This window comes from Streptosporangium sp. OZ121, from assembly GCF_051918885.1.
Taxonomy (GTDB): domain Bacteria; phylum Actinomycetota; class Actinomycetes; order Streptosporangiales; family Streptosporangiaceae; genus Streptosporangium.
The window spans coordinates 1-25,403 of the sequence record NZ_JBPXMC010000023.1 but is presented as its reverse complement, the minus strand read 5'-3'; the positions used below and the strand labels follow the sequence as shown (position 1 = coordinate 25,403).

The window sequence follows — 25,403 nt, the reverse complement described above, 5'->3', positions numbered from 1 at the left end:
GTTGCCGGCGGCGTTCGCGAACTTCTTCGCATCGGGGCGAGTACCGGGCATCGCCCGGGAGCGTGCGCGAACGCTCGGTTTGACCACGGGACATGGTGGAGATGAAGGGGCAGGCGGGAGGACCGGTGGCCGCGCCTCGCTCCCGCGAGCAGAACCGAGGGCAGTAGACATGTTCACCTATGGTCAGGGAGGTCGTCATGCCGCGAGACAGCCGGTTGGGCAGGTTCGGCATCTGGAGCGGGGCCTGGAGCAACGCGTCGCGCGGCGACGGCCCGGCCGACAGGGGCGCGTTCGACGACGCGGTGGCCGAGCTGGACGCGCTGGGGTACGGCACCCTCTGGCTCGGCGGGAGCCCGGCCGTCGACCACGCCGTACCGCTCCTCGATGCGGCCCCGCGCATCACCGTGGCCACCGGCATCCTCAGCATCTGGGAGTACGAGACCGCCGAGGTCGCCGCCCGGCGGGCCGCTCTCGAGCGAGAGTATCCCGGGCGCTTCGTCCTGGGGCTCGGTGTGAGCCACGAGGGCTTCACCGAGCGGTACGCGCGCCCGTACTCCGCGATGCGGGAGTATCTGGACGCGCTGGACTCCGCCGCCGATCCGGTGCCCGCGCAGGGGCGTGTTCTGGCCGCTCTCGGCCCCAGGATGCTGGAGCTGGCCCGCGACAGGGCCGCGGGCGCGCACCCGTATCTCGTCACCGTCGAGCACACCGCCCGGGCCCGCGAGATCCTGGGAGAGCACGCCCTGCTCGCCCCCGAGCTGAAGGTCGTCCTCGATCCCGACCTCGAAAGCGCCCGCGCCACCGCGCGCGGCTATCTCCGCTTCTACCTGAAGCTGCCCAACTACACCAACAACCTGCTCCGGCTGGGTTTCGAGGAGGACGACTTCCGCGACGGCGGTAGCGACCGGCTGGTGAACGCGGTGTTCGCGCTCGGGGACGCCGACGCCGTCGCCGGGAGGGTCGCGGACTTCCTGGCCGCGGGAGCCGACCACCTCGCCATCCAGGTCGTGACCGACGACCCCTTCCACGACCTGCCGCGCGACGCGTGGCGCCGCCTGGCAGAAACACTCCCGCTGGACGGCTGAGCCGTGGACCCGCTCCACGGTCCGCGCCTGCCAGGCCGGCCAAGACGCCGGCCGCCCGTGCCGCGGGCCTCCCACGCCCGGGGCCGGTCGGGGCGAGGTCCGCCCCGGGCCCGGTCAGCCGATGCGGAGCGGGAGCGTGCGCGGCCCGCGGACCTGACCCGTCGCCCAGGTCACCGCCGCCGGGTCGTCGAGGCCGAAGGCCGGGATCCGCTCCAGCCAGACCTCGAGGGCGACCCGCAGTTCCATGCGGGCCAGGTGCGAGCCCACGCAGCGGTGGATGCCCAGGCCGAACGCGGCGTGCCGGTTGACCTCGCGGTCGATGACGACCTCGTCCGCCCGGTCGAACTGGGCCCGGTCGCGGTTGGCCGCGGGGAACGACAGCAGGACCCAGTCGTCGGCCTTCATGTCGACGCCGCGCCAGTGCATGTCCTCCTTGACCAGCCGCGCCATCGTGACCGGTGCGTAGGCCCGCAGGAACTCCTCCATCGCGGTCGGCAGCAGGGCGGGCTCGGCGACCAGGCGCTCGCGGTCGGCCGGTGTCTTGGCCAGGTGCCACAGCGAGGCGCCGATCGCGCTCCACGTCGTGTCGATGCCGGCGATGAGCAGCAGCGCCATCGTGCCCGCCACGTGGAGCGACTCCAGCTTCCTGCCGTACAGCTCCGCGTTGACGAGATAGGTCGTGAGGTCGTCCCTCGGGTTGTCGACGTGGTCGCGGATCTGCGCCAGCAGGTAGTTGAACAGCTTCTCCATCCGGGGGATGCGCTCTTCCGGAGGCAGGTTGATGCCCTCCAGCGCGTTCTCGACGAACTCGCGGAACCGCGGCCCGTCCTCGGGCGGGAAGCCCAGCAGGTCGGCGATGACGCGCATCGGGATGTGCTGGGCGTAGTCACGGGCGGCGTCGATGACGTCCTGCCCCTCCAGCGCGTCGAGGAGCGAGTGGCAGAACGCCCGCGTCGCCGGCTCCTGCCTGGCGACCACCGTCTTGGTGAACATCGGCAGCAGCAGCTTGCGCGCGTCGTGGTGGAAGGGCGGGTCGGAGGAGATCGGCGGCGTGCCGCCCACCGGCGCCACCTCGCGCGGCGGCCGGAAGTTGCTCATGACGACCGACCGGGAGGAGAAGCGCTCGGTGTCGTAGGCGATGGCCGCGACGTCCTCGTAGCGGGTCGGCAGCCACGCGCCGCCGAACCGGTCGGTGTGCGCGATCGGGCAGCGCTGCCGCAGGTCGTCCTGGATCGGGTACGGGTCGGCCGCCCACTCCGGCTCGGTGTGGGAGAAGTCGGTCGCCCAGTCGGAGACCGGCCCGGTGATGACCTCGTTGCGCACGCCGTCAGGGCGCTCTCGCAGTCTCTCCTCGAATTCCTGCTGGTCGAAGCGGTCATCGACGGTCATGTCGCGTCTCCTGGAGGATCTCGATCGTTCTTTCCGGGCAGTTCTCCATGGCCAGGCGCGCCGTCTGCTCCTCGCCCGGGGGTACGACGCCGTCGCCGACGACCAGCCCGTAGCCCTCGTCGTCCTCGCCGAACAGGCCGGGGGCGAGGTCGTAGCAGCGACCGTGTCCCTGGCATCGCTCGGAGTCGATCTTTACTTTCACCGTGGCGCTCTTCTCTGTGCTGTGGTGCCGGCGGAGACCGAGGTCTGCGCCGTGGTGCCGGCGGGGGCCAGGGCGGCGACGACGCGGGCGAGCAACGCGGCCCACTCCTCGTCGTCGACCGGGTGCAGGTCGGGTGTGACGAGCGCGCTGCCCATCGCGAGCAGCAGGCAGAAGTGCGACAGCGCGTCCGGCGACAGCTCGCCGTCCAGCTCGCCGTCGTTCTGGGCGGCACGGACGAGCCCGGCGAGCCAGCCGGTGCGTTCGCCGACGTAGTCGCGCATCGGCCGGGCGACGTCCTCGTCGCGGCGCGCCGCCACGAGCGCCTCGACGATGAGGTAGCCGTGGGCGTCGCGCCGGCGCGGGAGCCCGCGTCCGACGACGGCCAGCAACTCCGTGATCGGCCGGTCCGGGTCGGCGGCGAACAACTTGGCCAGCAGTTGCGGCCCGTGCGCGCGCAGCGCGGCCACCAGCAGCTCGGCCTTCGAGTCGAAGTGGGCGTACAGGGCGCCGTTGCTCACCCCCGCGGCTGCGGCGATGTCGGCCACGCGCGTGCCGTCGTAGCCGCGCTGGGCGAAGGCCTCGGCCGCCGCGCGCAGCAGCCGCTCCCGCGTCTCGGTGGCGGTGACGCCCGCGATACGCCCCATGCGCCAATTAAAAGAACGTTCATTTGATGTGTCAACAGCGTCAGGAGCCCCCGGGATGTTTGTCTGGAACCCTTGCGGATGTCAGTACGGCACGCGAGTTGTCAGTGGGCTTGGCAGTGGGTCATCGGGGATGGCGGTAGACGCGTGTGCGACAGGAGGTTCAGCCCGTGGCATCCGGCCGCATCCCTCGGCGTTCGACGTTGGTGGTTGAGCCTCCAGCGTCCTTCCCTTCACCGCGTTCCCAGATCAGCGCCATCGTCGTCCCCGGTGCCGGCCAGACGGGTACCTTCTGGGTTGAAGGCCACCGACTACACTCGGTCGGTGGCCTTCAAGGTCGCACGCGCAGGTTGGCTGAGCAGCGTGAGCATGCCCTATCTCGCTTCGACGGTGGGGGGCGGTGCCCAGGCAGGCGCGGCCAACCGTGCTGACGTCGCCGGATTTTCGGGGAACAGGGACTGTGGAAGGGTCTTCCAGTAAACGGCTCTGGCACGAATTCGGTGGTGACAGTGCGTGGTCAGGAAAGGAGGATCCGCTGCAGCAACAGGGCGAAGCCGGCTCGGCCGTACATCTGGTGTCCTGCGTCAGGAGTTCGTCGGCGATATCGGGCTGAGGATTCGAGGACTAGAGCCGCTTCTCGTGCCAGGTGTAGTAGAGGTAGGTGCTGCCGGGCCCGGTCAGCGTGCCGTAGACCTGCCAGAAGCTGTTCGGGGCGAGCGAGAAGCGGAAGACCTTGTCACCGGGCCGGTCGTCCACGAAGGCGGTCTGTGTGCCGTTGTTCCAGATCCGCACTTCGATCGTGAACGTTGAGGTGTCCGGGATGTCGAGGCAGATCTCGTAGTCGTACGACAACGAGCCGCCGATGTTGTAGCTGCGCCCGTCGATGGCCCCTCGCTCCATGTTGGAGGGGATATAGCTGTTGTACGCCCGCGTGTACCCGCCAGTGGAACAGTCGACCGCGGAGGTGGCCGCGGACGCGGGATTGATGCCGGTGAGCATGGCGCCGATGACGCCGATGAGAACGAAGATGGTGCGCTTCATACCTCTCCTCATCCGTGCAGGTGAGCCTCCGACCAATTAGTTGAAGGCTTAACTGATTCTGACGAGGTCGCCGTAGCCGGACAAGATCGGGCAGGGATTCCCATAGATTCGCGTCAAACGGGCCACGTTGAGCTGCACCGATGAATCCGCTCTTCTTCCTTCGGCTGAAATTAGGTGAAAGCCGCATGCCAGAGGGTTCGGAGGGGGCCGTTGCCTCCCCGACGTCTGGTGGTTACGGTCACCCGCCGGAAGCCGACAAGCCCACAGGCGTGCCGTCACGTGGCGGGCTCGCTGGGGGCCGGCGTGCCGGCCACCCGGATCAGCGACTCCCCGGAGGCCGCCCGCACCCGCAGGCGCTCTGAGAGATCCCGGCCTGGAAGGGACAGGGGCCGAGACCGGCCTCGGCAGCGCCTTGTCCGCGGCAGATCCGCATGGGTCAGAATGCGCCGATGACGACATCCGCCGGCGACTCCGGTCCAGTCCGGATCGTGACGGCCGTTCTTCGCGACGGCGATCGGGTGTTGCTGTGTCGTCGAAGCGCCGGACGCCGTTGGTATCCCGATGTGCGGGACCTGCCGGGCGGTCATGTCGAGGAGGGGGAGGGGCCGAAAGGGAGCCGTGTCCGCGAGCTTCGGGAGGAATTGATGTACCCCGAGTTCGGTGGAGTTTGGTTGGCGGCGCAGTGACTCGAGAGGGAGGCGGCCGGAGTGGAAAGTCACACCTGGGCTGCGATGCCCAGGAAAGCCTCCACTCGGGTACGGAAGCCGCTCATGATCTGAGTTATGGCGACCGGTGGTGGGCGCGGGCCCGCGACAGGATGGGCATTACTTACGATAACGGCGTTGGGGATGGTCGTCTGGCTGGCGTGGCGGACGCTGCCGGTGGTAACCGCCGCAACCGATGACCCGGCTGGCTTGATCGTCGCTTCGCTGGGCTTGGTCGTCGCTCTGCCAGGCTTGGCGTTCGCGTTTTACAGCGCCCGCGCGAGCATCCTCGCGGTCCGCCACTCGGAGCCTGAACCCGGCCGGATCGCCGATCGAGTGGCGAAAGACGTGTTGGAACGGGAGCGGGAGGCCCTGCGCCAGCTCCTCGGCAACCATTACGAGGCGATCGATGTGGGCTTCAGCCTCCATCGTGCGCCCGCTCACCCGGCCGCAGGAGCGGGTGAGCGCTCCCGCTTAACCTCGGTGGTGAACTATTTTCAGAAGCTTCGGCCTCGGCGAATGGTCATCACTGGGGCGCCAGGCGCGGGGAAAACCGTTCTGGCCGTGAAGCTCATCATGGGTCTGCTGCAGATCCGGTCTTCCGGCGATCCGGTCCCGATCCGGATCGCCGCCGCCGCTCTGGACAGTGATATGCCTCTCAAGTCGGCGGTGGAGGAATGGCTGCGGCGGCATCTGACCGAGGTCTACCGGTTGCGCAAGACTGAGGCCGGCGCGCTGGTATCGGCTCGGCTGGTGCTTCCGGTCATTGACGGCCTGGACGAACTTGACACCGAAATCGACACCGGATCGCGAGTGGATCCCGATGCCGGGCGCCGCGTCGATCATGCTGGGGGAATTGTCGTTGATGGGGCCAGGGCCGCTCGGGTGCTGGTCGCGCTGAACGCCTATCAGGACCATGACCGACTCGCTGCTGTGGTACTGACTTGCCGTTCGGATCGATACGAAGCCCTGGAGCAGCAGCGAATCTGGGCACATCACACCGCTCGTGTGGAGATGGCTCCGCTGAGACGCTCACAGATCCTTGGTTTCCTGCAAGCTCGTTCTGAACATCCGGCGCGGTGGAAGCCGGTCTCAGCCGCCCTTGGCGGTCGCCGTGCTGGCACACTGGCGCAAGCCCTGTCCACGCCGTGGCGACTGGCCATGGCCGCTTTTGTCTACGAACAGCGAGAGCCGTCCAACACCGGTTCATTCGTCCGCGACCCCGCCGACCTGATCGCCATCGCCGCCGGCACACCCGCGGGCCTTGACCCCCTCGATCCGGAACGAGGCCAGAACGGGGTCGAAATCGAGACCACCCTCAACCGCTCCTCCAACTCGGTCGGAGACCATCTCATGGGTCTGCTGATTCCCGCTGCGGTGGCCGTCTCCCCACCGCCGGGCAGAGCCGATGCCGAATCGGTGCGGCGCTGGCTGGCGACTTTGGCCCGATACCTCCACCACAACACTGCTCACCAGCGCACTCTGGGCGGGCGCTCTGTGTCGGGCACCGACCTGGTGTGGCACCGGCTATGGCCGATGGCCGGCCTTCACCGGCCCCGGTTGGTCGCCTCCCTGCTCGGCTACCTCGCCTGCCTCCCCGTGCTGGTGTTCCACGCGGCCGCTCCGCTTCCACCGGAACGGCAGTACTTTCCAGGCTGGGACGTATACGTGGTAGCGCTGACGATTCTCATCGGCGTGCCATGGCTGGCATGGATCCACCCCTGGGCTCAGCCGTGGTCGCGGCTGAGCATGAACGATGTGAAGGACATCGCCGCTTCCCGCGGGCGGCGGGATCTCAGGACCGCGGTGATGTGGGGGTTCGGGGCCGGGTCCTGCTACGCGTTGATCGTCGGATCGGCTCGTGGAATAGCGGCTGGACTACTGACTGGCCTTGGATTCGGAGTGGGAAGCGCGTTCGTGGCCCTGGCCGTGACGCGCCTGCGCTCCGGACCGGAGAACCCGCCCAGGGCAGGCGCCGATGGGCCAAGTGATGGCATCATCCGTTCCGAAGTGGTGTCCGCTGCCAGGGGCGTCCTGGCTGTGGTGACCGCATTCGCCGCCGTGGGAGCCACACAGGCGATCCAGCCGCTGGGACCAATCGACGACCTGGCGCTGAACATCACGGGCTGGGCGCTGTGGGGGCTCCTGACCATTCCCGTGTTCGGTCATGTGGTGCTGCGGTATGTGGCGCTGCTCCTGTGCACACGACGAGGGCCATCCGCGCTCCCCTGGCGTCTGGGAAAGTTCTTGCGGTGGGCGTACGACGCCGGGCTGCTCCGTGTTGCGGGAGACGCCTACCAATTCCGCCACCTGGAACTACAGGACTATCTGGCCCGCCGCCCCTCACCTGACAGGACACCTCGGCGCCACCAAAACGAGCCGGCATCGACCGACCTGGACACATGATGAATGGCCCGCCGATTTGGGGTTCTGCCGAGCTGCGCACACGCGATCCAGGCCGACGAGCCCACGAACGGGGCTGCGAAGAGCTGCGCACCGGCACCCCCATCGGCAAGCCTCTGACGGGCCGCTAAAGCAGCGCCGAATTCATCGACTGACCCGCAAGATCATCACCTACTGCCAACTTCGATGACCTGTCCGGCCGGGCGGTCACGCACAGCTATCTGACAATGTGCAGGTCACGATGTCGGCCACCGTCATCTTCGACGGCGCAAGACGACTGTTGTCCGGGGCCGTCGAACTTGAGACGGTGTGTCGCCGCGGTTACCGCCTCCCACGGGATGTGCGCGTGGCGGCGAATCACCTGCGTCAGGTCACCTCGGGGGCGCGGTAGCGGAAGGCCGGGGAGGTGGGTGGGTCGCCCCGGTAGAGGAAGACGCAGATGTCGAGCCACAGTGCGCGTTCGGTGGGCAGGTCCGCCGGCGGTTCGAGGCCGAGCTCGTGGATGACCAGCCGCCGGTGGAGGTCGAAGGCGGCCTTGAGCTGGTCGGCGAAGGCCAGCGCCGCCTCCCGCGCCCCCGCCAGCAGCAGGCGGGTGAGGGAGGTGAGCGCCCCCGCCAGCACCAGGCCGAGGGCCGTGCGCAACACCACGGCGACCACCCCACCGGGGACCGGGTCCACCGACCACAGCAGCACGGGCAACGACAGCAGCGGCACCGAGAGCATCGTCGCCACGGCAAGCCGGCAAAGGCGGAACAGGCCCGCCGCCGAGAGGAGCGCGGCGACCAGCGCAGTCCAGGCCGTCGGGTCCGCTCCGAGCGGGAGGTTGGCCGCTGCCAGCACGGCGAGCGGCAGTCCGGCGACCGGCACGTGGATCGCGAGGGTCAGCATCAGGTCGAGAGAGGCCTTGGCGTCGCGGAGCGCGGCGGAGAACGGCTCGGGCAGGAGTGGCTGCAGCCGGGACCAGATCACGACTGGGTCCAGCCCGTAGCGCACCCGAGGGTGCTGCTCGGCGGCCAGCATGATGTTGCCGATGCCGGTGGGTGCGACGTCGAGCGGCTCGTCGGGGTAGAGCACGAAGAGCCGCTGTTGCACGGCGGCCCGCCGCGTCCGCACCTCGTGGAAGCGCCGGGCGAGGCCACGTCTGGCCAAGGCGAGCGACGTCGCGAAGCGGACGCGATCCAGTGCCGGATCTTCGCTTGTCGCCAGCGCCGAGAGCCGGGCGCTCAGCCCGGGCAGGCAGGACGCGGCCTTCTCCAGGGTGAGCTGGTCCGACTCCTCCCAGGCCGTCGCCACTTTCGCCATCTCCTCGGAGGCGTCGCCGGTGAAGGCTTCGGCCGGCGCGTCTTTCACGGGCATCGTGGCTTCGGCCGCGACGAGGGCGGCTTCCAGGCGCTCGAGCCGTTCGTCCTCCTCGATCAGGGCGTCGCGTCGCGCGCGGTGGTGCTTGACGCGGCGCTCGACGGCGATCGTGGCCCTGCCCCACCCTCCCTGGAGGGACTGGTCGAGCAGCGACCGGAGATTGACGAGCACGAACGAACACATCGTCACCAGCACCAAGAAGCCCGCGATCAGCAGCGCCTGGGTGAGGGCGGACAGCGTGCTCCATGTCCGCATGCCGTTTCCCGCCAGCGCCACGCCGATGACCAGGGCGCTCGCAGCGACCAGGGTGGGCAGGAAGGTCGACAGGAGGGCTCTTCGGTCGAAATATCCGGTGATCTCCTTCAGTACGGTGGCGAACACCGGACGATCAGCCTCCTTGCAACTGCATCGGGCCGTGCGACCAGGCGTTACGACATTCGGGTGGTCCCGCTGCGGCCGATCGGGGCACTCGCCATTCCTCCGGCACGCATTGGCGGCACACATACCGGCGCGAGGCCACGGCCGGCGTGCCGAAGATCCGTTCGTTGATCCAGCCGAGGTCCTCCACACGCATGACGGTGGCCAGATCGACCCGGTCCACCACCCCGTACGGTCTGCCGTCGCGTTCGACGAGCACGCCGGGTACCTCCCGCCGGCCGCCCAGGATGTGCCCGATATCCAGCAGGACGTCCACCTCGACCCGGTCATCGTCGAGTTCCAGCTTGACCAGAGGAGGCAGCGACTCCGGCACGATGTCCTTGACGAGGCTGATGACCTGCCCGTCCTCGGTGAGAGCGGCGAATCCCCCCACCGTGCCATCGGTGATCGATTCCAGCGGCACCAGGGCCGCGTGGCCGGGGAACGTGCGGACGAATATGTCGATCATTCGGTTCTCCAGTCTCCGACGAGCATGAACGCTCCCCAATGACGTGGGTCGGCGAAGGGGCGCCACCCGTAGTCGGCGGTCACCGGCGCCTCGGCCCTGAACCGCAACAACGTGAGCCGCCGCAGGATGAGGTCGGCGGGGGCGTCCGGTTCGGCCAGGAGGTCTTCGTAGAGGGCGATCGCCGCGGCGAGATCCCCCGCGCGGGCACGTAGCCCGGCCACGTCCAAGCGCGTTCCCGGAGAGTCGCCGGTCGGCCAGGACTGCACGCGGCGGATGGCCTCCGCGCAGGTCAGATCCCTGATCGCGAGCTGGGCTCCGGCCAGGGCCGCTGCCGGGCCCGCGCCGGAACGCCAGCGAGGATAGAACTCGTCCATGGTCAGGGCGGCGGACAGGTCGTCGACCGGGTGACGGCTGACCACCAGAGAGGACACCCCCGCGTACATGAAGGCCCGGACCAGGCCCATCAGTTCGTCGCCCGGCCGTTCCTGGCTGCGCCCGCTCTCGCAGGCGCTCAATACGACCAGGCGGGCGTCCAACCGCAGGTCGTAGACGTCCTCGACGGTGAGCTGGGCATCGGCCAGCAGGATGCCGGACTGCTCCGGATTGTCCTGGTCGAAGAAGGCGTGACAGGCGATGTGGATGACGTCGTGGGCGTCGGCTCCGTTCCTGAGGAGATCGCGGGTGGCGTCCGTGCCGATGAAGGGACGGGCGCCGAGCAGATCCGCGACCGTCCTGGCCTCGGTCCTGGCGTGTCGCAGGTCACCCCGCGAGTCGCCGAGCACGAGGGCGGAGAAGGGCCGCCCGCCCGGCTCGCCCCTACGAGCCCGGCACAGGGCCAGCACCGAGGCGCTGGGCAATCGGCAGACGGGATTACGCATGATCAACGGCTTGCCGTCCACGACCAAGGCGTGCGGCGGCACGTCGTGCAGCGGTCCCGAAGGGACCAGGCACAGCACGTCGCCAGGCTGCGACATGCCTTGGAGGTGGCGAGACAGCTCCTCAAGCGCCTCGGTCGGCCAGGTCGACCAGGCGATGCCGTCTCCGGTGACGGCCAGCAGCCCGACCAGGCCGGGTTCGAGCGCCACGAACTCGGCCAGCAGCACGGCCGGTCCGAGCATGGCGCGCACCTCGCCGGCCGAGCTGACCCGCCCGGCCAGCGACGCGCGACCGCCGAGGGCGGACTGAAGCAGCCGCTGTTCCAGCCGTCGCAACGCCGACCCCTCACCGGTGATCTCCCTGGCGATGCGCTCGCCAAAGGTCTCGTCACCGCGCAGGTCGGTCCCGAGTTCCCGGAGCCGCTCGACGGCGGGCGAGTCCACCCAGGGGTCGGCGGCGAGGGACAGCAGCAGCCGTCGTCGTTCCCTGGCGGCGGCGACGGAACCGGCCAGGCGGGCCGCCTCGGGCCCGTAGAGGGGGTGGCCGAGTTCGAGTCCGTCCACGAAGGCCCTGGCCCGGCCGCGTTCGACCAGTTCCAGGGCGGTGTCGAACCGGGCGGCGGCGATCGCCTGGGTCAGGGCGTGCTGGAGCAGGGGAAGGTTCTCCGCCTGCCAGGCGATGCGGTCGGCCTCCGCACGGAGACCGCCCCTGACACGGTCCTTGAGGTCCAGCGCCCTGAGCAGGTCCGCCAACGCCTCCTCGGGCCGGCCGAGCACGTCGAGCACCCGGCCACGCGCGTGAGACCAGGCGATGCGCACCGACGGCTGAGCGCGGGGCGCGGGGGGGTTGGCGTCCAGGACCGCCAGCCCGCCGGCCGGGTCGCCGACGCTGGACAGCGCGTCGGCGAGGTTGCCCGCGATCACCACGCGTTCGCCCGGGTCCAGGTCGTCGCGGTCGAGCAGGCCCGTGAGAATGCGGGCGCCGCCGGCGTGGTCGCCCTGGAGACGAAGGATGGTGGCCTCGATCGTGGCGGCCTGGCTGTCGTCCTCCAGTCCTTGGAGGATCTCGCGCGCTTCACCATGGCGTCCGGCGTCCCGCAGGACCCGGGCCAGCAGCAGCCGGGCAGGGCGGGCCGGTTCTCGCACGTCGAAGCGCTCCAGCGCGCGGTCCGGGGCACCGAGCCGGACATCGATCTCGGAGTGGAGCAGGTCGGCGAAGTCGTCGAGGCTGACCAGCGCGGTCATCATGACCTCCTGGTGGTCGAAGTCGATGACCCGGGGCAGCCTGCCCCGGACGTCGGCCTGCTCCCGGTGGTCGTCGAAGTCGCCGTGGGCCCAGCTCGGGAGATACTCGACGTTGGGGGGCTTGCCGAGGAAGGCGATCACGGCCTCGGCCGCCCCCAGGTAATCCATGGCCCGCTGCACGTCCGGCAGGCGGAGCACGACGTCGGCACGCATCAGGTCGATCAGGGCCGCGAGAACGCCCAGGCCTGCCGCCGCCGCCTCCTCCCGCGCCGCCCCGAGCAGCTCGTCGCTCTCGGCCAGCGCCTGGCGCGGGCTCAGCTCGGTCTGGTACGTCACGAGCCGTGCGATGACGGAGTCCAGGCCGGGGAACGCGTCGAGGATGCCCCCGTACGGCTCCTCGCCCTCAGTGATGAGGATCATGAGCGGCAGCCGCAAATCGGGGACCGCCATGGTGAGCTGGAAGAGCCAGCGCAGCGCGTTCAACGGTCTGCGCTCGTCCTCCGGGGCGGCGCGCACGGCCCTGACCAGGTCTTCGAGGGCCGAGGTGATGGCTATCGCCTCGGCCCAGTGAGGGTCGCCCTCGGCGTGGGTGACCTGGGCCATGCCCCGCAGCAGCAGCCCATGCCAGTCGCCCGGCGACAAGGTGAGAAGGAGGTGAAGATGGTCCAGCGCCGAGCGCGGCCGCCAGTGCACCAGCAGCACCTCAGCCAGGAGGCGGCGCACGCCGGGATCGTCCGGGTGCCGCACGGCGAGCAGTTCGAGCAGACCCGGCGTCGCCTGGAAGGCCTCCATGTCATAGGGCCGCAGGCGCATCTCCTCGATGACGGGCAGGGCCCGATCCACCTCGTCCAGCACGGTCAGGCAGCGGGCCAGCCGCAATGTGTTCCCGTGCACTCCGGCGGCCAGGATCTCGGCCGGGGACGGCCCTCGCCCGGTCCAATCCTCGACGACGGGCCCGATCCCGGGCAGCCGCGGATCGATGAGGGCCTCGAACGCGCACAACACGGCGTCGTCGCGCCGATCCAGCGCGTCCAGCAGCACCAGGCGGGTGACCACGGCCTCATGAATCAGGTCCGCCGTGGGGATGGTGTCCAGGTAGGGCAGTCTGGCTTGGGGATCGGCGGCCAGGACCGCGGCCTCGTCCGCGGCCTGCCGCACGCAGGCGGTGAGGTCCTCCACCGCCTCCACGTACCGCTGCCGCTCCGTCAGACGGCGGGTCCGGACGAGCCGGTGCCGAGGTTGATGGGGTTCTCTGACGATCGCACCGCTGATCGCCTCGATCGCCTCCTCTCCCCGCTCCAGTCGTGCAAGTACGGCGGACTTGCCCTCGTACGGGCCGGCCCGGTCGGGGTCCGCGGCGATGAGCCGGTCGAAGTAGCCCAGAGACTCCTCGAAGCGGCCCTGTCTCGCGGCGCCGTAAGCCAGGGCGAACAGCGCCGGCGGCTCCTCCGGGTTCAACGCCAGGGCCGTTTCGGCAAGCAGGGCGGCATGCTCGGCCGCCCCCTCGTGATGGGCCGCCCTGGCCATCCACCCCAGCTGCGCGGAGGTCTCCGCGACGGCCTGTTCCGCGCTCCCGCTCGCGGCCAGTCCGGCCAGTTCCCCGGCGATCACCGCAACGGCGGCGTGATCACGGTTGGCAACCTTGACCACCGCCATCCGGGCCAAGGCGGACAACTCGCCGGGGATTCTGGCATCGCCGAACGCCTCTCGCATCCGCCGCAAGACAGGGAGCAGTCCTTCGAGGTCGCCGAGCCCGATGAAGACGTCCTCAAGGCGTTCGCCGACATTCCGGAAGGCGGCGGTCTTCTCTTCGGGCCACCACCCGAAAAAGGACCGCAGCAGCCGTGGCTTGACCGCCCGGTAGAACGTGCGTCGTATCCGGTCCGTGTACTGGCCCACGCCCGCTCCTCATCGGCGGTCAGGAAAAACCAGAATGAAGCCCCTTCAGACCATCGCGGACCCCGCAATCGCGTTACGCGGCACCCGGTCGTGGAGCCGATACGAGTTCGACGGTGAGGGGGAGACGCGTCGCGCTCGCCGCTCCCCGCTCCCGCCGCCGACGGCCTTGGCCGCCTCGGCCAGGCAGGGGCATATCTCCTGGATCTACCGTCTGCTCGCGTCGCCGGCCGTTCCCGGTGAAACAGGCGCCGGGGTGTGGCTAGATCGGGAAGTGACCGCGGCGGATGCGCCAGTGGCGGCCGGCCTTCAGGTGGTCGACGATCGCGCGCTGGAGCACGGTGCGGCGCGGCAGCCGGTCGAGCGGCGTGGTCAGGGTGCGGAACACGAACCGCAGCACCTCGACGTCGGCGTCCAGCCCTTCCGGCTCCTCGTAGGGCTCCAGCTCGAACCTCCGCTGGAACCTGACGATGTTGGAGTCCTCGGGCAGGTACTCCAGCAGTTGCGGGTCGAGCAGCCACGAGCCGCAGGAGAACGCCGTGTAGCGCTCGTCGGGAAAGTGACGCGGGAAGAACGCGCGGGCCTCGTCGAGCGACGCCGCGACCGCCTCCGGGGTCATCGGCCCCGACTCGGGGATGTGCAGGTCGATGGTGGTGCCGCCGCGGTGGTGCTGCAGCCTGCCCAGCTCGTAGAGGGCGCCGCGCGCGTGCAGGGTCAGCCAGCCCTGCATGACCGGCCAGCCCTCGCGGTGCATCCGCCGGTCGATCGCGAGGTTGCGGCCCAGGTCCGCGAGGGTCGCCCACGACACGGCGTCGGCGATGCCGTGGTCGCGGTGGTAGCCCATGACGACGTCGACCAGGGCCAGGTACGCGTACACGTAGAGATGCCGCCAGGCGGGGCCCCGTTCGCGCGGCAGATCAGGACCGGGCGACAGCCAGCCGTGGCCCCCGAGATCGGCGCGGACCAGGGCGATCGAGCGGTCGAGCAGCCAGCGCAGCTCCGGGGTCCACAGTGGAGAGCCGGGGTCGGGCCAGCCCGCCATGATCTCGGCGGCGTCGTCCGGCCGCACCGCGAGCCGGGCGAGGATCTCGGGGGCGTCGGCCTTGGCGGGCAGCGGAGCCGACGGCCGGTCGCCGGCGAGCCGGTGCACGCGCTCGACGTCCTCGACGGAGACCCCGAGCTGGGCGGCGGTACTGTCCAGATCCACGCGGATGATCCTACTTCCGTCCGGTATGAGGGTCAGCTGAACCGGCTCCACCGGACCCGGGGCGTGTCAGATGACACGGCCGCCCTCACTTCGTCCGTCAGGGCGGCCGCGTCGGCCACGACCTGCTCGATCCGCCGCGTCGACTCGCCGACGTGACCGAGCAGCCGCTGCGCACGTGCGGCGAAGTCCCGCGGGGCCGTGGGCAGCCGGGCGGCCGAGGCCACCATGCCCTTCTCGTTGACCAGCCACCGGCCCGCGTGGCCGTGCAGGGCCTGGCAGGCGACGCCGACGGCGCGGAACAGGCAGCCGGCCGCGTAGGCGGGGTCGGTGCCGGCCGCCCCGTACCGCGCCAGTGTCACGGAGAAGTCCGCCTCCCACAGGCCGTCCACGAGCGCGGCGCTCAGCGCCGCCGGGTAGGCGCGAGTACGTTCTCGCAGGTCGGCGAGCTCCCCGGTGGGATCGGCCAGCACCCGGCACAGTGCCACCTCACCGGCGTAGGCGTGGGAGTAGAAACCCAGCGGATGTCCGGCCTGGACCCCGACCTCGTAGCGGCCTTCCCGGCAGTCGGCCCAGATCCGGTGGACCCGGTCCAGGTCGCGGTAGATCCAGTCGACCCGCCGGCCGCCGATGGTCAGCCAGCCGCCGCCGTCGACCCAGGGACCCCAGCCGCCCGGCGCGGTCAGCTCGGTCTGCTCCCCGGTCTCCCGCTCGGCCAGCGCCCGCAGCGCCGGCACGTCCAGGTCACCTCGGTAGTACAGCCCCAGGTCGATGTCGGAATCGGGGCGGTGCGTGCCACGGGCACGGCTGCCGCCGAGCACCACCGCGACCATCCCGGGGATCCGCGTCAGCCGCTGTGCGAGCGCCCCCAGCGCCATGTCGTCCATGGGGACGTATTCGATCACGCCGGGTACTTCGCCCACCGCTGTTCTCTCGCGGAACCGCTGCCGGCCCCGCTTCCCTTGCCGGCCTCCGCGGTACGGGCTCGGGCTTCACCGGCACCCCGCGACCGGGGTGCCGGTGAGACCGCTGCCACCAGGTACGCGCGATTGCGTCGGTGCGGGTGAGCCCTCGTACCTCGCGCCGAAAAAGGCGGCGCCGAACCTGATGACGTCCGATCCGCCGAACGCTTCCGGGTCCACCGTGTTGTTCGGCGATCAGCTCTCCGGCGTTCACCGCTACGGCGGCGCCGCGCCGCACCTGCCCCGTCCCCTTGGCGGGGACCGCGGCCTCACGGTCGGAACGTGCGGCGGTAGGCGTCCGGCGGTACGCCGACCGTGCGGTGGAAATGGCGGCGCAGTGTCGTCGCCGTGCCCATGCCCGCGGCCGAGGCGATGGCCTCGACGCTGTCGTCCGTGGTCTCCAGCAGTTCCTGCGCGCGGCGGATCCGCTGCGTCGACAGCCACTGCAGCGGGGTGGTGCCGGCCACCGAGCGGAAGTGGCGGGCCAGGTGGCGCGAGCTCATGTTCGCCTGACGAGCCAGGTCTTCCACGGTGAGCGGCTGGTCCAGCCGCCGCATCGCCCAGGTGAGCAGCTCGGCCAGGGGGTGGCCGTCCTGGGCGGGCACCGGCGTGGTGACGAACTGGGCCTGGCCGCCGGCCCGGTGGGGCGGCACGACCAGGCGGCGGGCGACCACGTTGGCGATCGCCGAGCCGTGGTCGCGGCGGACCAGGTGCAGGCACAGGTCCATCGCCGCGGACTTGCCCGCGGAGGTGAGCACGCTGCCGTTGTCGACGTAGAGCACGTCCGGGTCGACCTCCACCCGGGGGTGGCGCGCGGCCAGTTCCTCGGTGTGAGCCCAGTGCGTGGTCGCGCGCAGCCCGTCCAGCAGGCCCGCGGCGGCGAGCACGAACACGCCCGTGCACAGGGAGACCACCCGCGCGCCCGACTCGTGAGCCGCGCGCACCGCCTCGACCAGCTCGGCCGGCGGGTCCTCGTCGACGTCCGCCAGGGCGGGGACGATCACGGTGCCGGCGTGCGCCAGCCAGTCGAACCCGTGGTCCGGCTCCAGCAGGAACCGGCCGACCCGGACGGGGTGCGTGCCGCACACCCTGACGTCGTACCAGGGGCCTGGCACGGCGTCGGGGGCGGAGCCGAAGACCTCGTAGGCCAGGGCCAGCTCGAAGTGCAGCATCCCGTCGGTGGCGGCGACCGCGACGGAGCGCGGGAAAGAACTCATGTCGGAAATTGTACGGGTCATGTCGTTCCGGACACTGGGCACCGATGGGCCGGCGAAGACAGGATCTATCCGGTGAAGCACTTCGAGCACGCGGGAGCAGGCATGGGATCGGGTTCGATCGTGGCGGTGTTCGGCGCCTACGGGCACACCGGGCGGTTCGTGGTCGCGGAGTCGCGCGAGCGCGGACACGTCCCGCGGCTCCTCGGCCGGGACCGGGACAAGCTGGCGGCGCTGGCGGAGGCCCACCCCGGGCTTGAGGCGCGGCAGGCGTCGGCCGACGACCCGGCCTCGCTCGACCGCGCGCTGGACGGCGCGGCCGCCGTGATCAACTGTGCCGGGCCCTTCGCCTCGACCGCCGCGCCGCTGGTCGAGGCGGCGCTGCGCGCCGGCATCCCGTATGTCGACGTGGCGGCCGAGATCGAGGCGAACGTCGACACGTTCGCGCACTTCGCGGAGCGCGCCCGCGCCGCGGGCACCGTGGTGGTCCCGGCGATGGCCTTCTACGGCGGCCTCGGCGACCTGTTGGTCACCACCGCGATGGGCGACTGGACGGCGGCGGACGAGGCGCACATCGCCTACGGCCTGAGCAGCTGGCACCCCACCGAGGGAACGCTCGCCTCGGGCGCGGTCTCGGGGCGGCGACGGGGTGGCCGCCGTGTTCGCTTCACCGGCGGACGGCTGGAGTACCACGATGACGCCCTGCCGACCCTGGAGTGGCCCTTCCCGGCTCCGCTCGGCCCCCAGAGCGTCATCGGAGAGTTCACCATGGCCGACGTCGTCACCGTTCCCAGCCACCTGGCCGTCCCGGAGGTGCGCACCTACATGACCGCCAAGGCGGCCGCGGACCTGTCCGCTCCCGGCGCCCCGGCACCGGCCGCCGTCGACGAGCGCGGCCGCTCCGCGCAGACCTTCGTCGTCGACGTCCTCGTCCGCTCAGGCGGCACGGAACGCCGCGTGGCCGCCGCCGGTCAGGACATCTACGCCATCAGCGCGCCGCTCGCGGTGGAGGCCGTCGACCGCATCCTCACCGGCCGGACCAAGACCGTCGGCGTCGCCTCCGCGGGCGCGGTCTTCGACGCCCCGGACTTCCTCCGCGCCCTGTCCTCGCACCTCTCGCTGCACGTCTCGCCGGACACACGCGGCTGACCGGCGACCCGTGCCGGCCACGGGTACGTCAGCGGGCCGGGACCCGGGGGCGATTCCACCACAGGGAGAGGGACAGGGCCGCGGTGATGAGGACGGCGCCGCCGGCGGCGAAGGCGGCGGCCGTGTCGACCCGTTGCCGGACGACGGTGAAGCTGCCGGGGAGGGCGTCGAGGGCGCTCTGGAGCTGGCCGGCGTTCTCGGCGCGGTGGTAGGAGCCGCCGGTGGTCTGGGCTATCCGCTTGAGCGCGGGCTCGTCGATGACGCGGGGGTTGCGGCCCCTGTCGAACCCGCCGCGGCCGCCTCGGCCGCCGGATCCGCCGCCCCAGCCGCCCCAGCCGCCGTAGCCGCGGCCGTCGAACTGTGAGTTCTCGCAGACCATCGGGACCGGGTTCGTGGTGCCGAAGCCGATGGGGAAGACGCGGACGCGGCGCAGGGCCGCCTCCCGGGCGGCGATCTGCGGGTCGACGCCCTGGGTGTTGGCGCCGTCGGTGAGCACGACGATCGCGGCACCGGAGTAACCCGGCCCGCCGCCGCCGGGGTCCGCCCCGGTGGAGGCGACCGACGGGTCGACCTCCGCGATCGCGTCGATCGAGGTGAGCATGGCCTGCCCGATCGCGGTGCCGCGGGCCACGGCGAGGCCGTCCAGCGCCTCGATCAGCGAGTCGGTGTCGTCGGTGGGCGGGACGAGCAGCCCCGCGCTGCCCGCGAAGGTGACCAGGCCGATGCGCGGCCCGCCCCGCTGCGACTCGATGAACTCGGCGGCGGCTTTCCTCGCGGCGGTGATGCGGTTGGGGTCGACGTCCGTGGAGCACATGGAGCCGGAGATGTCGAGCGCGAGCAGGATCGTCACCGACGTCTGCGGCACCGGAACCGACGCCTGCGGCCGCGCGGCCCCGACCGCGAGCAGCGCGAGCCCGGCCACGAACAGCGCCGCGGGAATCTTCCGCGTCCAGCGCGTACGGCCGGGCAGGGCGCCGCGTACGAGCGCGATCGAGGTGACGCGCACGGCGGCCCGCCGGCGGCGGCGCCGCGCCCACTCGCGGATGGCGAGGATCAGCGGGACGACCAGGATGGACAGCAGCGCCCACGGCCATGAGAACGACATTCAGATCACCCGTCCAGACCGGAGCACGTTGAGCGCCGCGCCCGCGGTGAGCAGCGCGAGGGCGAGCCCGATCAGCCCGCCGGCGAGGGGCAGCGGCTCGTCGGAGACGGTGAGCCGCAGGTCGATCGTGTCGGCGATCCCGTCGAGCCGCGTGGTGTCGGAGGCGGGGTGGTAGGCACCGCCGGTGGTCCGCGCGATCGAGGTGAGGGTGTCCTCGTCGAGCGAGGTCTGCAGATGGTAGCCGTCGACCTTCACCGCCGCCCCGGCCGTGGTGCCGACCCCGACGGTGTGGACGTGGACGCCCGCCCGCTGGGCCACGGTGGCGGCCCGTTCGACGTCCGCGCCCTGGTTCTGGCCGTCGGAGAACATCACGATCGTCGCGGACGGCCAGTAGCCGATGTCGGGCGCGGTGCCGTCGCGGCCGACGGCCACCTGCTTGCCGGTGATCGCCGACAGGGAGGCCGTGATGGCCGTCCCCAGCGAGGTGCCACCGGTGATCTTCAGCCGGTCGATGGCCTTGAGCGCGACGGAGTGGTCGGCGTCGGGCCGCGCGGTGGTGAGCGCACCCCGCTCGAACGCGACGACTCCGATGTCGACGCTGTCGGGCTGCGCCGCCACGAACGCGCGGGCCGCCCGTTGCGCGGCCGCCAGCCGGGTGGGCGCGACGTCGTCGGCGCCCATGCTGTTGGAGACGTCGACGGCGAGGATGACGGTGCCCGCGGTCCGCGGGACCGGCACCATGGCCGCCGGTCCGGCGGCGGCGATCGCGAGCACCCCGACGCCGGCGATCGTCAGGCCGACTCCGAGGTACGCCCGGCGGCCGTCCGGCACGGCGACCCCGGCCGCGGTGAGGGCGGCCGTCCTGCGGCGCGCCAAGACGACGGCCGCCCAGGCGAGCGCCGCCGTGACGAGCAGCCCGACGGCCGCCGGCAGCCAGGAGGACAGGGTCATGAGGCCACCTTCGCCGGTCTCGGGTGCCCGTGGACGACCTCGGCAAGCCCGGTCATGGCGACCGGTTCCCGGTCCGGGCGACGACCTCGACGAGCGCCTCGGCCAGATCGCGGTCGGTGTCGACGCGGTGGACGGGCACCCCGGCCCGGCGCATGCCCGCCTCCAGCCGGGCGTCGCGGGCGTCGACGGCGGCGCGGAGGCGGACCCGCAACAGCGGGTCGGCGGAGTCGACGACGAGTTGCTCGCCGGTCTCGGCGTCCTCGACCACGATCAGCCCGGCTTCGGGCAGCACGTCGTCGGCCGTGTCCACGATCCGCAGGGCGACCACCTCGTGCCGCCGGGCCAGGCGCTGGAGCGAGCGCTCCCAGTCGCCGTCGCCAATGAAGTCCGACAGCACGACGACGAGCGCGCGGCGGCGCGCGAGCCGTCCGGCCGCGTCGAGCATCTCCGCCAGGTCGGTGGTGGTGCCGCCGCGCGCCTCGGAGGTGCGTTCCAGCTCGGCGCCGATCCGCAGCGCGTGCCGCCGGGAGGTGCCGGGCGGCACGACGCGCGGCGCCCCGGTGTCGAACAGCAGGGCGCCGACGCGGTTGCCGCCCCGGCCGAACAGCCGGGCGAGGACGAGCGCGAGCTCGGCGAGCACGTCGTGCTTGCCGCGCCCCGGCCGGCCGGCCGTCATCGACGCCGACCGGTCGAGGACGAGCCACACCGTCAGCTCGCGGTCCTCGGTGAACACTCGCAGGTGCGGCTCGTCCAGCCGCGCGGTCACGTTCCAGTCGATGTGCCGGGCGTCGTCGCCGTCGCCGTAGGCGCGTAACCCGGTGAAGTCGATCCCGGAGCCGCGGTGCGCGGTGCGGTGGGCGCCCTGGAGCCGGCCGTCGAGCCTGCGGACGACCTTCCACTCCAGGCGGAGCAGGAGCCTCTCGGGGGCGGTGGCCATGGCGGGTCAGCGGTTCTGCAGGACGACGTCGGGCGCCCGGACGGCCCCGAGCACCCCGGTGACGATCGTGTCGGCGTCGACGTCGTCCGCGAGGGCCTCGTAGGACAGCACGAGGCGGTGGCGCAGCACGTCGAGCGCGAGCTCGGACAGGTCGTGCGGCAGGACGTAGTCGCGGCCGCGCAGGAACGCCAGCGCCCGGGCGCCCGTGACGAGCGCGATGGACGCCCGCGGGCTCGCCCCGTAGGTGACATACCGTTCCAGCTCGCCGAGCCCGGCCGTCGCGGGGGAACGCGTCACGGAGACCAGCCGTACCGCGTAGTCGACGATCGCCGGATCGACGTACACCTGCCGGGCGCGGGCCCGCATCGCGATCAGGTCCTCGGCCGTCACCATCGGCTGCGGCGGTTCGGGCGGGCGCAGCGCTCGCCTGACGATCGCCTGCTCCTCGGCCTGCGTCGGATAGTCGACGACCACCTTCATCATGAAACGGTCGACCTGCGCCTCGGGCAGCGGGTAGGTGCCCTCCGACTCGATCGGGTTCTCCGTCGCCATGACCAGGAACGGCTCGGGCACCCGGAACGTCTCACGGCCGATCGTCACCTGATGCTCCTGCATCACCTCCAGCAGGGCGCTCTGCACCTTGGCGGGGGCGCGGTTGATCTCGTCGGCCAGCAGCAGGTTCGCGAACACCGGGCCGAGCTCGGTTCTGAACTCCCCGGAGTGCTGGTGGTAGACCCGCGTGCCCACGAGGTCGGCCGGCACCAGGTCGGGGGTGAACTGGACGCGCTGGAAACTCCCGGCGATCGCGGCGGCCAGCGACCTCACTGCGAGCGTCTTGGCCAGGCCCGGCACGCCCTCGACGAGCAGGTGGCCGTCGGCGACCAGCGCGACGGCCATGCGCTCCAGCAGGATGTCCTGCCCGACGATCGTGCGTTTGACCTCGAACAGCACATGTTCGAGCGGATGGGCCGACTCGGAGGACTTGGTCGAGGTCATGTGCTGTTTCTCCTCGTGACGCTTCGGTCAGATCTGGGGCCCGTCGCCCGGCGGCCCGTCGCCCTCGCCACCGCCCAGGGCCGCACCGATCGGCACCGCGAACGCGATGCCGGCGAACGCCTCGTCGCCTCCCGGGTCGGCGATCGAGACGACGATCCCGATGACCAGGCCGCGAGCGTCCAGGAGGGGACCGCCGGAGCTGCCCGGGTTCGCGGAGGCGTCGAACTGGATGAGCCCGTTCAGGCCGCCGTCCTTGGCGGTCCGGTCGGCGGTCCGGTTCAGGCCCGACACGACGCCGGTGGAGACGCTGTAGGTCAGGCCCAGCGGATTGCCGATCGCCACGACGGGCGCGCCCACGGTCGCGGCGCCGCCGAGCGTCGCGGGGACGACGATCTCCGGCAGCTTCGCCGGCTTGAGGGTCGCGACGTCGAGCTTGGGATTCGACGACGCGACGACGGCCTTCGTCCTGGTGCCGTCGGCGAACGTCACGGTGACGTCCTCGGCACCTTTGCTCGCAGTGCCTTTGTCCGAGGTGTCTCCGACGACGTGGTGCGCCGTGAGAATCGTCCCGTCCTCGGCCGCGATCACCCCCGTTCCGAGCGACTTCCCGGCCTGGACGACCACCACCGACGGCCCGACCCTCTTGAAGACGTCGGGCACCGTGAGCGTCGCACTGGGCGTCGGCGTCGCGCTCGGCCCGGGCGCGGCCTCTTCACCGCTCCCGCCGCCGCTTCCCAGCCAGTATGCGAGCAGCGCCACGACGACGAGCGCGCCGCCCCCGACGACGGACCGCCGAGCCCTGCCGGCCCCGGCTCCCCGAGCCCCGGCCGCATCGGCCTCCTGCGGCACGCGCTCCATCGCCCCATACTCATAAATTTCAGTTGAAAGTGCTACAAACTCCGCCTGAAAACTCGCTGAGAACCGGTCCCCGCAACCTCACGCGCGCGGCACGGATACGGTCTAGAGCACCTTCCGGGCGCCCGGCAGGGCGCGTACCAGGTACGCCGTCGCCCAGCACAGCGTTGACGTCCTCTCCGTCCTAAAGGACGGAGAGGACGTCAAAACCGGCTGGGCTACAACCGGCGCAGCACCCGCATGGCGTCCCTCTCGATGCGCGAAAGATCGTGGAGGATGACGCCGGCCTGCTCGAGGTATCCCGCGTCGCCGCTCTCTCCGGCTTTCTCGATCAGGGCGGACACGTCCGTCCACAGGACGGCGGCCTCGGCGTACAGCCGGTGACCGGTACGGAGGTCGCCGTCGTCGATCAGCCGGGCGCACTCGCCGAGGAAGTCGCGGTAGAGGGCGCGAAACAGGGCGCCGCCGGTGCCGCCCTTCTCCATGAGGAGAGCGGCCTGCGGCAGGTCCCGCCGCGGCTCGCCGGCGCGTAGCAGCCATCCGGGCACCTGCCTGCCGGCCTTCTCGATGCCGCGGTGGCCCAGGTTCGCGATGGGAGCGGCGAGGAAGGCGTCGGCGCAGTCCCTGATGGCGGGGATGATCTGGTCCTGCCAGGAGGGCGGGCGAGCCGGCAGGGTGACGGTGAAGGATCGGTTCCTGGCGGTCATCGGGCCGCGTTCGGCGCGCGCCATGGCGAGGCCGGCCCGGCTGGTGCGCACCGCTCCTCCCTGCTGGCCGGTGTCCACCAGGTAGGCGTCGTGCTCGTCGTAGCCGTACATGGCGACGACATGACCGCCGAAGTGCACCTTGGAGCGGAAATAGTCCAGGTGGTAGCAGTCGAGTTGAAGACCGACCGGCCGGCCGGCGTCGATGGGGGCGGTCACGTTCTCCCACGCCTTGCGCGGTGAGGTGGTCTCCTTGGCCGTCAATGTCAGCCCCAGCCGGGCGGTCAGGTTCCTGGTGAGGTCGAAAGGCTTGACACGGCCTCCGAGAAAGGGAAACGCCATGCCCTTGCTGTCCCAGTAGATGAAGGACAGGCCCGCGCCCAGCCCGAACAGCATGGGCTCGGACAGATCAAGTCCCTCGTGCCGCAACAGCACCCCCAGCGCCGTCGTCTCGCAGTGGCGCATGCCGCGGGCCTCGATGTCCTTCACGATGGTCATGCGTCGCTCTCCCCATGCCTCACGCCTCACGCCTCACGCCGACGCGGCGAACGGTCACACCGTCCCCACCCCTGAACACCTTCGTGGTCAACCGCTGGGGACCGCCGGGAGCAGCATGAGGCCTCCCACAGTGGGAGAGTCCAGCCGAGGCCGGACTCGCACGCCGATGTGTCCCGGCTTTCGCGGAGTCGGGTTCTTGAATTCCCGTGCCACTCGTCGAGAGGAGAGCGGCATGGGACGGCATAGGACGGCATGGCAAGGAGACATCCCGTGAGTTCCGCCGGAAGGTCCTGAACCTGTCAAGACCGTCGGACCGCGCGGCAGGCGAGGGAAGAAGGATGCGAGCAACTCCGGAACCGGCATTCACCATGATCACCAGGCCGTCGACCCCGCCGCAGGGAGAGCACGGAATATGTGCCCGAACCAAGATTGAGACGTCGTTGACGGTGGAGCCGCTCTCTTGTGATCAGGACGATCACGGCTGCGGGACGCCGTGCTTGTTGGCGCTCACATCAGATATCCGCTTGGTCGAGCCCCTCTCCGTTGAGTGGATGGAGGTGGTGGTGGGGGGGATCACACACGAGAGGTGAAGCCCCTGTCAAGGAACGGAGACGTCCTCGCGTTGGTGGCACGGAGCTGATCGTGGATTCACCTGGTCTTATCGCGACGGCTTATCCGGCTGATGAGGCCTCACGATGAAACGTTCATGCGCGTCCCTGGTCTGGAACGGGCCATGGCGAAATTCTCGGGATGTCAATTCTGCTTCGTACGCGCAATTCGGCGCCGGGATCGAATGTGTTAACCGAAAGTTTCGCTCAAGCCTTGACAAGTTTCGGACGTGTTTCCACACTGAGTCTCCGAGGCGGTCCCCTCTGCCACATGGTTCGGCGGGGAGCCGCGTCCTTGATGCCTTGGTGGTGTGCGCCCGAGAGCGGGCGCGGTGTCGAGCCCGCGGGGAACATCCCCGCATTCCCCTTCACCTGTGATGTAGTTATGGAGGCTCAGACATGGGCACAAACGCCATGCCCCCGCCCGGCACCCGGCGACCCCTCGGCGGTCTTCGCCGGGCTCTGGTCGCCGGCGCCCTCGGCACCCTCGTGCT

Annotated in this window: 20 protein-coding genes; 4 read left to right on the top strand and 16 right to left on the bottom strand. The window is 70.9% G+C overall.

Annotation, left to right across the window (positions count from 1 at the left end):
- Nucleotides 1-197 precede the first annotated feature (197 nt).
- The gene (locus ACTOQ1_RS31290) at nt 198-1,085 is read left to right on the top strand and encodes an LLM class F420-dependent oxidoreductase (protein ID WP_440071562.1); all 888 of its coding nucleotides are present in this window, start codon (nt 198-200) and stop codon (nt 1,083-1,085) included.
- 114 nt (nt 1,086-1,199) lie between these two features.
- On the opposite strand, the gene ACTOQ1_RS31285 is transcribed toward ACTOQ1_RS31290, so the two are convergent.
- The 4 genes from ACTOQ1_RS31285 to ACTOQ1_RS31270 all read right to left on the bottom strand — a co-directional run bounded on the left by ACTOQ1_RS31285 (nt 1,200) and on the right by ACTOQ1_RS31270 (nt 4,358).
- A complete protein-coding gene (locus ACTOQ1_RS31285; protein ID WP_440071561.1) occupies nt 1,200-2,474 on the bottom strand; it encodes a cytochrome P450 in 1,275 nt (424 codons plus the stop codon).
- Nucleotides 2,461-2,676, bottom strand: a complete 216-nt coding sequence (locus ACTOQ1_RS31280; protein WP_440071560.1) for a ferredoxin — start codon at nt 2,674-2,676, stop codon at nt 2,461-2,463. The genes ACTOQ1_RS31285 and ACTOQ1_RS31280 overlap by 14 nt, the downstream gene beginning before the upstream one ends.
- The gene (locus tag ACTOQ1_RS31275) at nt 2,673-3,320 is read right to left on the bottom strand and encodes a TetR/AcrR family transcriptional regulator (protein ID WP_440071559.1); all 648 of its coding nucleotides are present in this window, start codon (nt 3,318-3,320) and stop codon (nt 2,673-2,675) included. The genes ACTOQ1_RS31280 and ACTOQ1_RS31275 overlap by 4 nt, the downstream gene beginning before the upstream one ends.
- A gap of 621 nt (nt 3,321-3,941) precedes the next feature.
- Complete coding sequence (locus ACTOQ1_RS31270) at nt 3,942-4,358, bottom strand: hypothetical protein (protein WP_440071558.1); 417 nt, start codon at nt 4,356-4,358, stop codon at nt 3,942-3,944.
- A gap of 431 nt (nt 4,359-4,789) precedes the next feature.
- Between ACTOQ1_RS31270 and ACTOQ1_RS31265 the strand changes: the two genes are divergently transcribed.
- Nucleotides 4,790-5,044, top strand: a complete 255-nt coding sequence (locus tag ACTOQ1_RS31265; RefSeq protein ID WP_440071557.1) for an NUDIX domain-containing protein — start codon at nt 4,790-4,792, stop codon at nt 5,042-5,044.
- Nucleotides 5,045-5,206: 162 nt separating this feature from the next.
- Nucleotides 5,207-7,468 carry an NACHT domain-containing protein gene (locus ACTOQ1_RS31260; RefSeq protein WP_440071556.1) on the top strand — a complete coding sequence of 754 codons (2,262 nt, stop codon included), beginning with the start codon at nt 5,207-5,209 and terminating at the stop codon, nt 7,466-7,468.
- A 363-nt stretch (nt 7,469-7,831) separates the two neighbouring features.
- Here the strand turns inward: ACTOQ1_RS31260 and ACTOQ1_RS31255 are convergent, their stop codons facing one another.
- From ACTOQ1_RS31255 to ACTOQ1_RS31230, 6 genes are all read right to left on the bottom strand, one after another.
- Nucleotides 7,832-9,205 carry a hypothetical protein gene (locus ACTOQ1_RS31255; RefSeq protein WP_440071555.1) on the bottom strand — a complete coding sequence of 458 codons (1,374 nt, stop codon included), beginning with the start codon at nt 9,203-9,205 and terminating at the stop codon, nt 7,832-7,834.
- Between the two features lie 7 nt (nt 9,206-9,212).
- Nucleotides 9,213-9,710: a hypothetical protein gene (locus ACTOQ1_RS31250; RefSeq protein WP_440071554.1), complete on the bottom strand. Its 498-nt coding sequence runs from the start codon at nt 9,708-9,710 to the stop codon at nt 9,213-9,215.
- Nucleotides 9,707-13,729 (bottom strand): CHAT domain-containing protein, encoded by a 4,023-nt coding sequence (locus ACTOQ1_RS31245; protein WP_440071553.1) that lies wholly within the window; start codon nt 13,727-13,729, stop codon nt 9,707-9,709. The genes ACTOQ1_RS31250 and ACTOQ1_RS31245 overlap by 4 nt, the downstream gene beginning before the upstream one ends.
- 259 nt (nt 13,730-13,988) lie before the next feature.
- Entirely contained in the window at nt 13,989-14,933 is a 945-nt protein-coding gene (locus tag ACTOQ1_RS31240; protein WP_440071552.1) for an acyltransferase domain-containing protein, read from the bottom strand.
- Nucleotides 14,934-14,965: 32 nt separating this feature from the next.
- Complete coding sequence (locus ACTOQ1_RS31235) at nt 14,966-15,853, bottom strand: nucleotidyltransferase domain-containing protein (protein WP_440071551.1); 888 nt, start codon at nt 15,851-15,853, stop codon at nt 14,966-14,968.
- Nucleotides 15,854-16,161: 308 nt separating this feature from the next.
- Entirely contained in the window at nt 16,162-17,109 is a 948-nt protein-coding gene (locus ACTOQ1_RS31230) for a helix-turn-helix domain-containing protein (RefSeq protein ID WP_440071550.1), read from the bottom strand.
- A gap of 72 nt (nt 17,110-17,181) precedes the next feature.
- Between ACTOQ1_RS31230 and ACTOQ1_RS31225 the strand changes: the two genes are divergently transcribed.
- Nucleotides 17,182-18,255, top strand: a complete 1,074-nt coding sequence (locus ACTOQ1_RS31225; protein ID WP_440071549.1) for a saccharopine dehydrogenase family protein — start codon at nt 17,182-17,184, stop codon at nt 18,253-18,255.
- A 28-nt stretch (nt 18,256-18,283) separates the two neighbouring features.
- Here the strand turns inward: ACTOQ1_RS31225 and ACTOQ1_RS31220 are convergent, their stop codons facing one another.
- From ACTOQ1_RS31220 to ACTOQ1_RS31195, 6 genes are all read right to left on the bottom strand, one after another.
- Complete coding sequence (locus tag ACTOQ1_RS31220) at nt 18,284-19,360, bottom strand: VWA domain-containing protein (RefSeq protein WP_440071548.1); 1,077 nt, start codon at nt 19,358-19,360, stop codon at nt 18,284-18,286.
- Entirely contained in the window at nt 19,361-20,311 is a 951-nt protein-coding gene (locus ACTOQ1_RS31215; protein WP_440071547.1) for a vWA domain-containing protein, read from the bottom strand.
- 52 nt (nt 20,312-20,363) lie between these two features.
- Nucleotides 20,364-21,248, bottom strand: coding sequence for a DUF58 domain-containing protein (locus ACTOQ1_RS31210; RefSeq protein WP_440071546.1), 885 nt, complete (start codon nt 21,246-21,248; stop codon nt 20,364-20,366).
- Between the two features lie 6 nt (nt 21,249-21,254).
- The gene (locus ACTOQ1_RS31205) at nt 21,255-22,244 is read right to left on the bottom strand and encodes an AAA family ATPase (RefSeq protein ID WP_440071545.1); all 990 of its coding nucleotides are present in this window, start codon (nt 22,242-22,244) and stop codon (nt 21,255-21,257) included.
- 27 nt (nt 22,245-22,271) lie between these two features.
- Nucleotides 22,272-23,102 (bottom strand): S1C family serine protease, encoded by an 831-nt coding sequence (locus ACTOQ1_RS31200; protein WP_440071544.1) that lies wholly within the window; start codon nt 23,100-23,102, stop codon nt 22,272-22,274.
- Nucleotides 23,103-23,317: 215 nt separating this feature from the next.
- Entirely contained in the window at nt 23,318-24,301 is a 984-nt protein-coding gene (locus tag ACTOQ1_RS31195; RefSeq protein WP_440071542.1) for a BtrH N-terminal domain-containing protein, read from the bottom strand.
- Nucleotides 24,302-25,403 lie beyond the last annotated feature (1,102 nt).

Excerpts from the sequence above, each read along its gene's own strand:
- ACTOQ1_RS31290 (WP_440071562.1), top strand. The coding sequence starts at position 198 with ATGCCGCGAGACAGCCGGTTGGGCAGGTTCGGCATCTGGAGCGGGGCC.
- ACTOQ1_RS31285 (WP_440071561.1), bottom strand. The coding sequence starts at position 2,474 with ATGACCGTCGATGACCGCTTCGACCAGCAGGAATTCGAGGAGAGACTG.
- ACTOQ1_RS31275 (WP_440071559.1), bottom strand. The coding sequence starts at position 3,320 with ATGGGGCGTATCGCGGGCGTCACCGCCACCGAGACGCGGGAGCGGCTG.
- ACTOQ1_RS31270 (WP_440071558.1), bottom strand. The coding sequence starts at position 4,358 with ATGAAGCGCACCATCTTCGTTCTCATCGGCGTCATCGGCGCCATGCTC.
- ACTOQ1_RS31265 (WP_440071557.1), top strand. The coding sequence starts at position 4,790 with ATGGGTCAGAATGCGCCGATGACGACATCCGCCGGCGACTCCGGTCCA.
- ACTOQ1_RS31260 (WP_440071556.1), top strand. The coding sequence starts at position 5,207 with ATGGTCGTCTGGCTGGCGTGGCGGACGCTGCCGGTGGTAACCGCCGCA.
- ACTOQ1_RS31250 (WP_440071554.1), bottom strand. The coding sequence starts at position 9,710 with ATGATCGACATATTCGTCCGCACGTTCCCCGGCCACGCGGCCCTGGTG.
- ACTOQ1_RS31230 (WP_440071550.1), bottom strand. The coding sequence starts at position 17,109 with ATGAGTTCTTTCCCGCGCTCCGTCGCGGTCGCCGCCACCGACGGGATG.
- ACTOQ1_RS31220 (WP_440071548.1), bottom strand. The coding sequence starts at position 19,360 with ATGTCGTTCTCATGGCCGTGGGCGCTGCTGTCCATCCTGGTCGTCCCG.
- ACTOQ1_RS31215 (WP_440071547.1), bottom strand. The coding sequence starts at position 20,311 with ATGACCCTGTCCTCCTGGCTGCCGGCGGCCGTCGGGCTGCTCGTCACG.
- ACTOQ1_RS31210 (WP_440071546.1), bottom strand. The coding sequence starts at position 21,248 with ATGGCCACCGCCCCCGAGAGGCTCCTGCTCCGCCTGGAGTGGAAGGTC.
- ACTOQ1_RS31205 (WP_440071545.1), bottom strand. The coding sequence starts at position 22,244 with ATGACCTCGACCAAGTCCTCCGAGTCGGCCCATCCGCTCGAACATGTG.
- ACTOQ1_RS31200 (WP_440071544.1), bottom strand. The coding sequence starts at position 23,102 with ATGGAGCGCGTGCCGCAGGAGGCCGATGCGGCCGGGGCTCGGGGAGCC.
- ACTOQ1_RS31195 (WP_440071542.1), bottom strand. The coding sequence starts at position 24,301 with ATGACCATCGTGAAGGACATCGAGGCCCGCGGCATGCGCCACTGCGAG.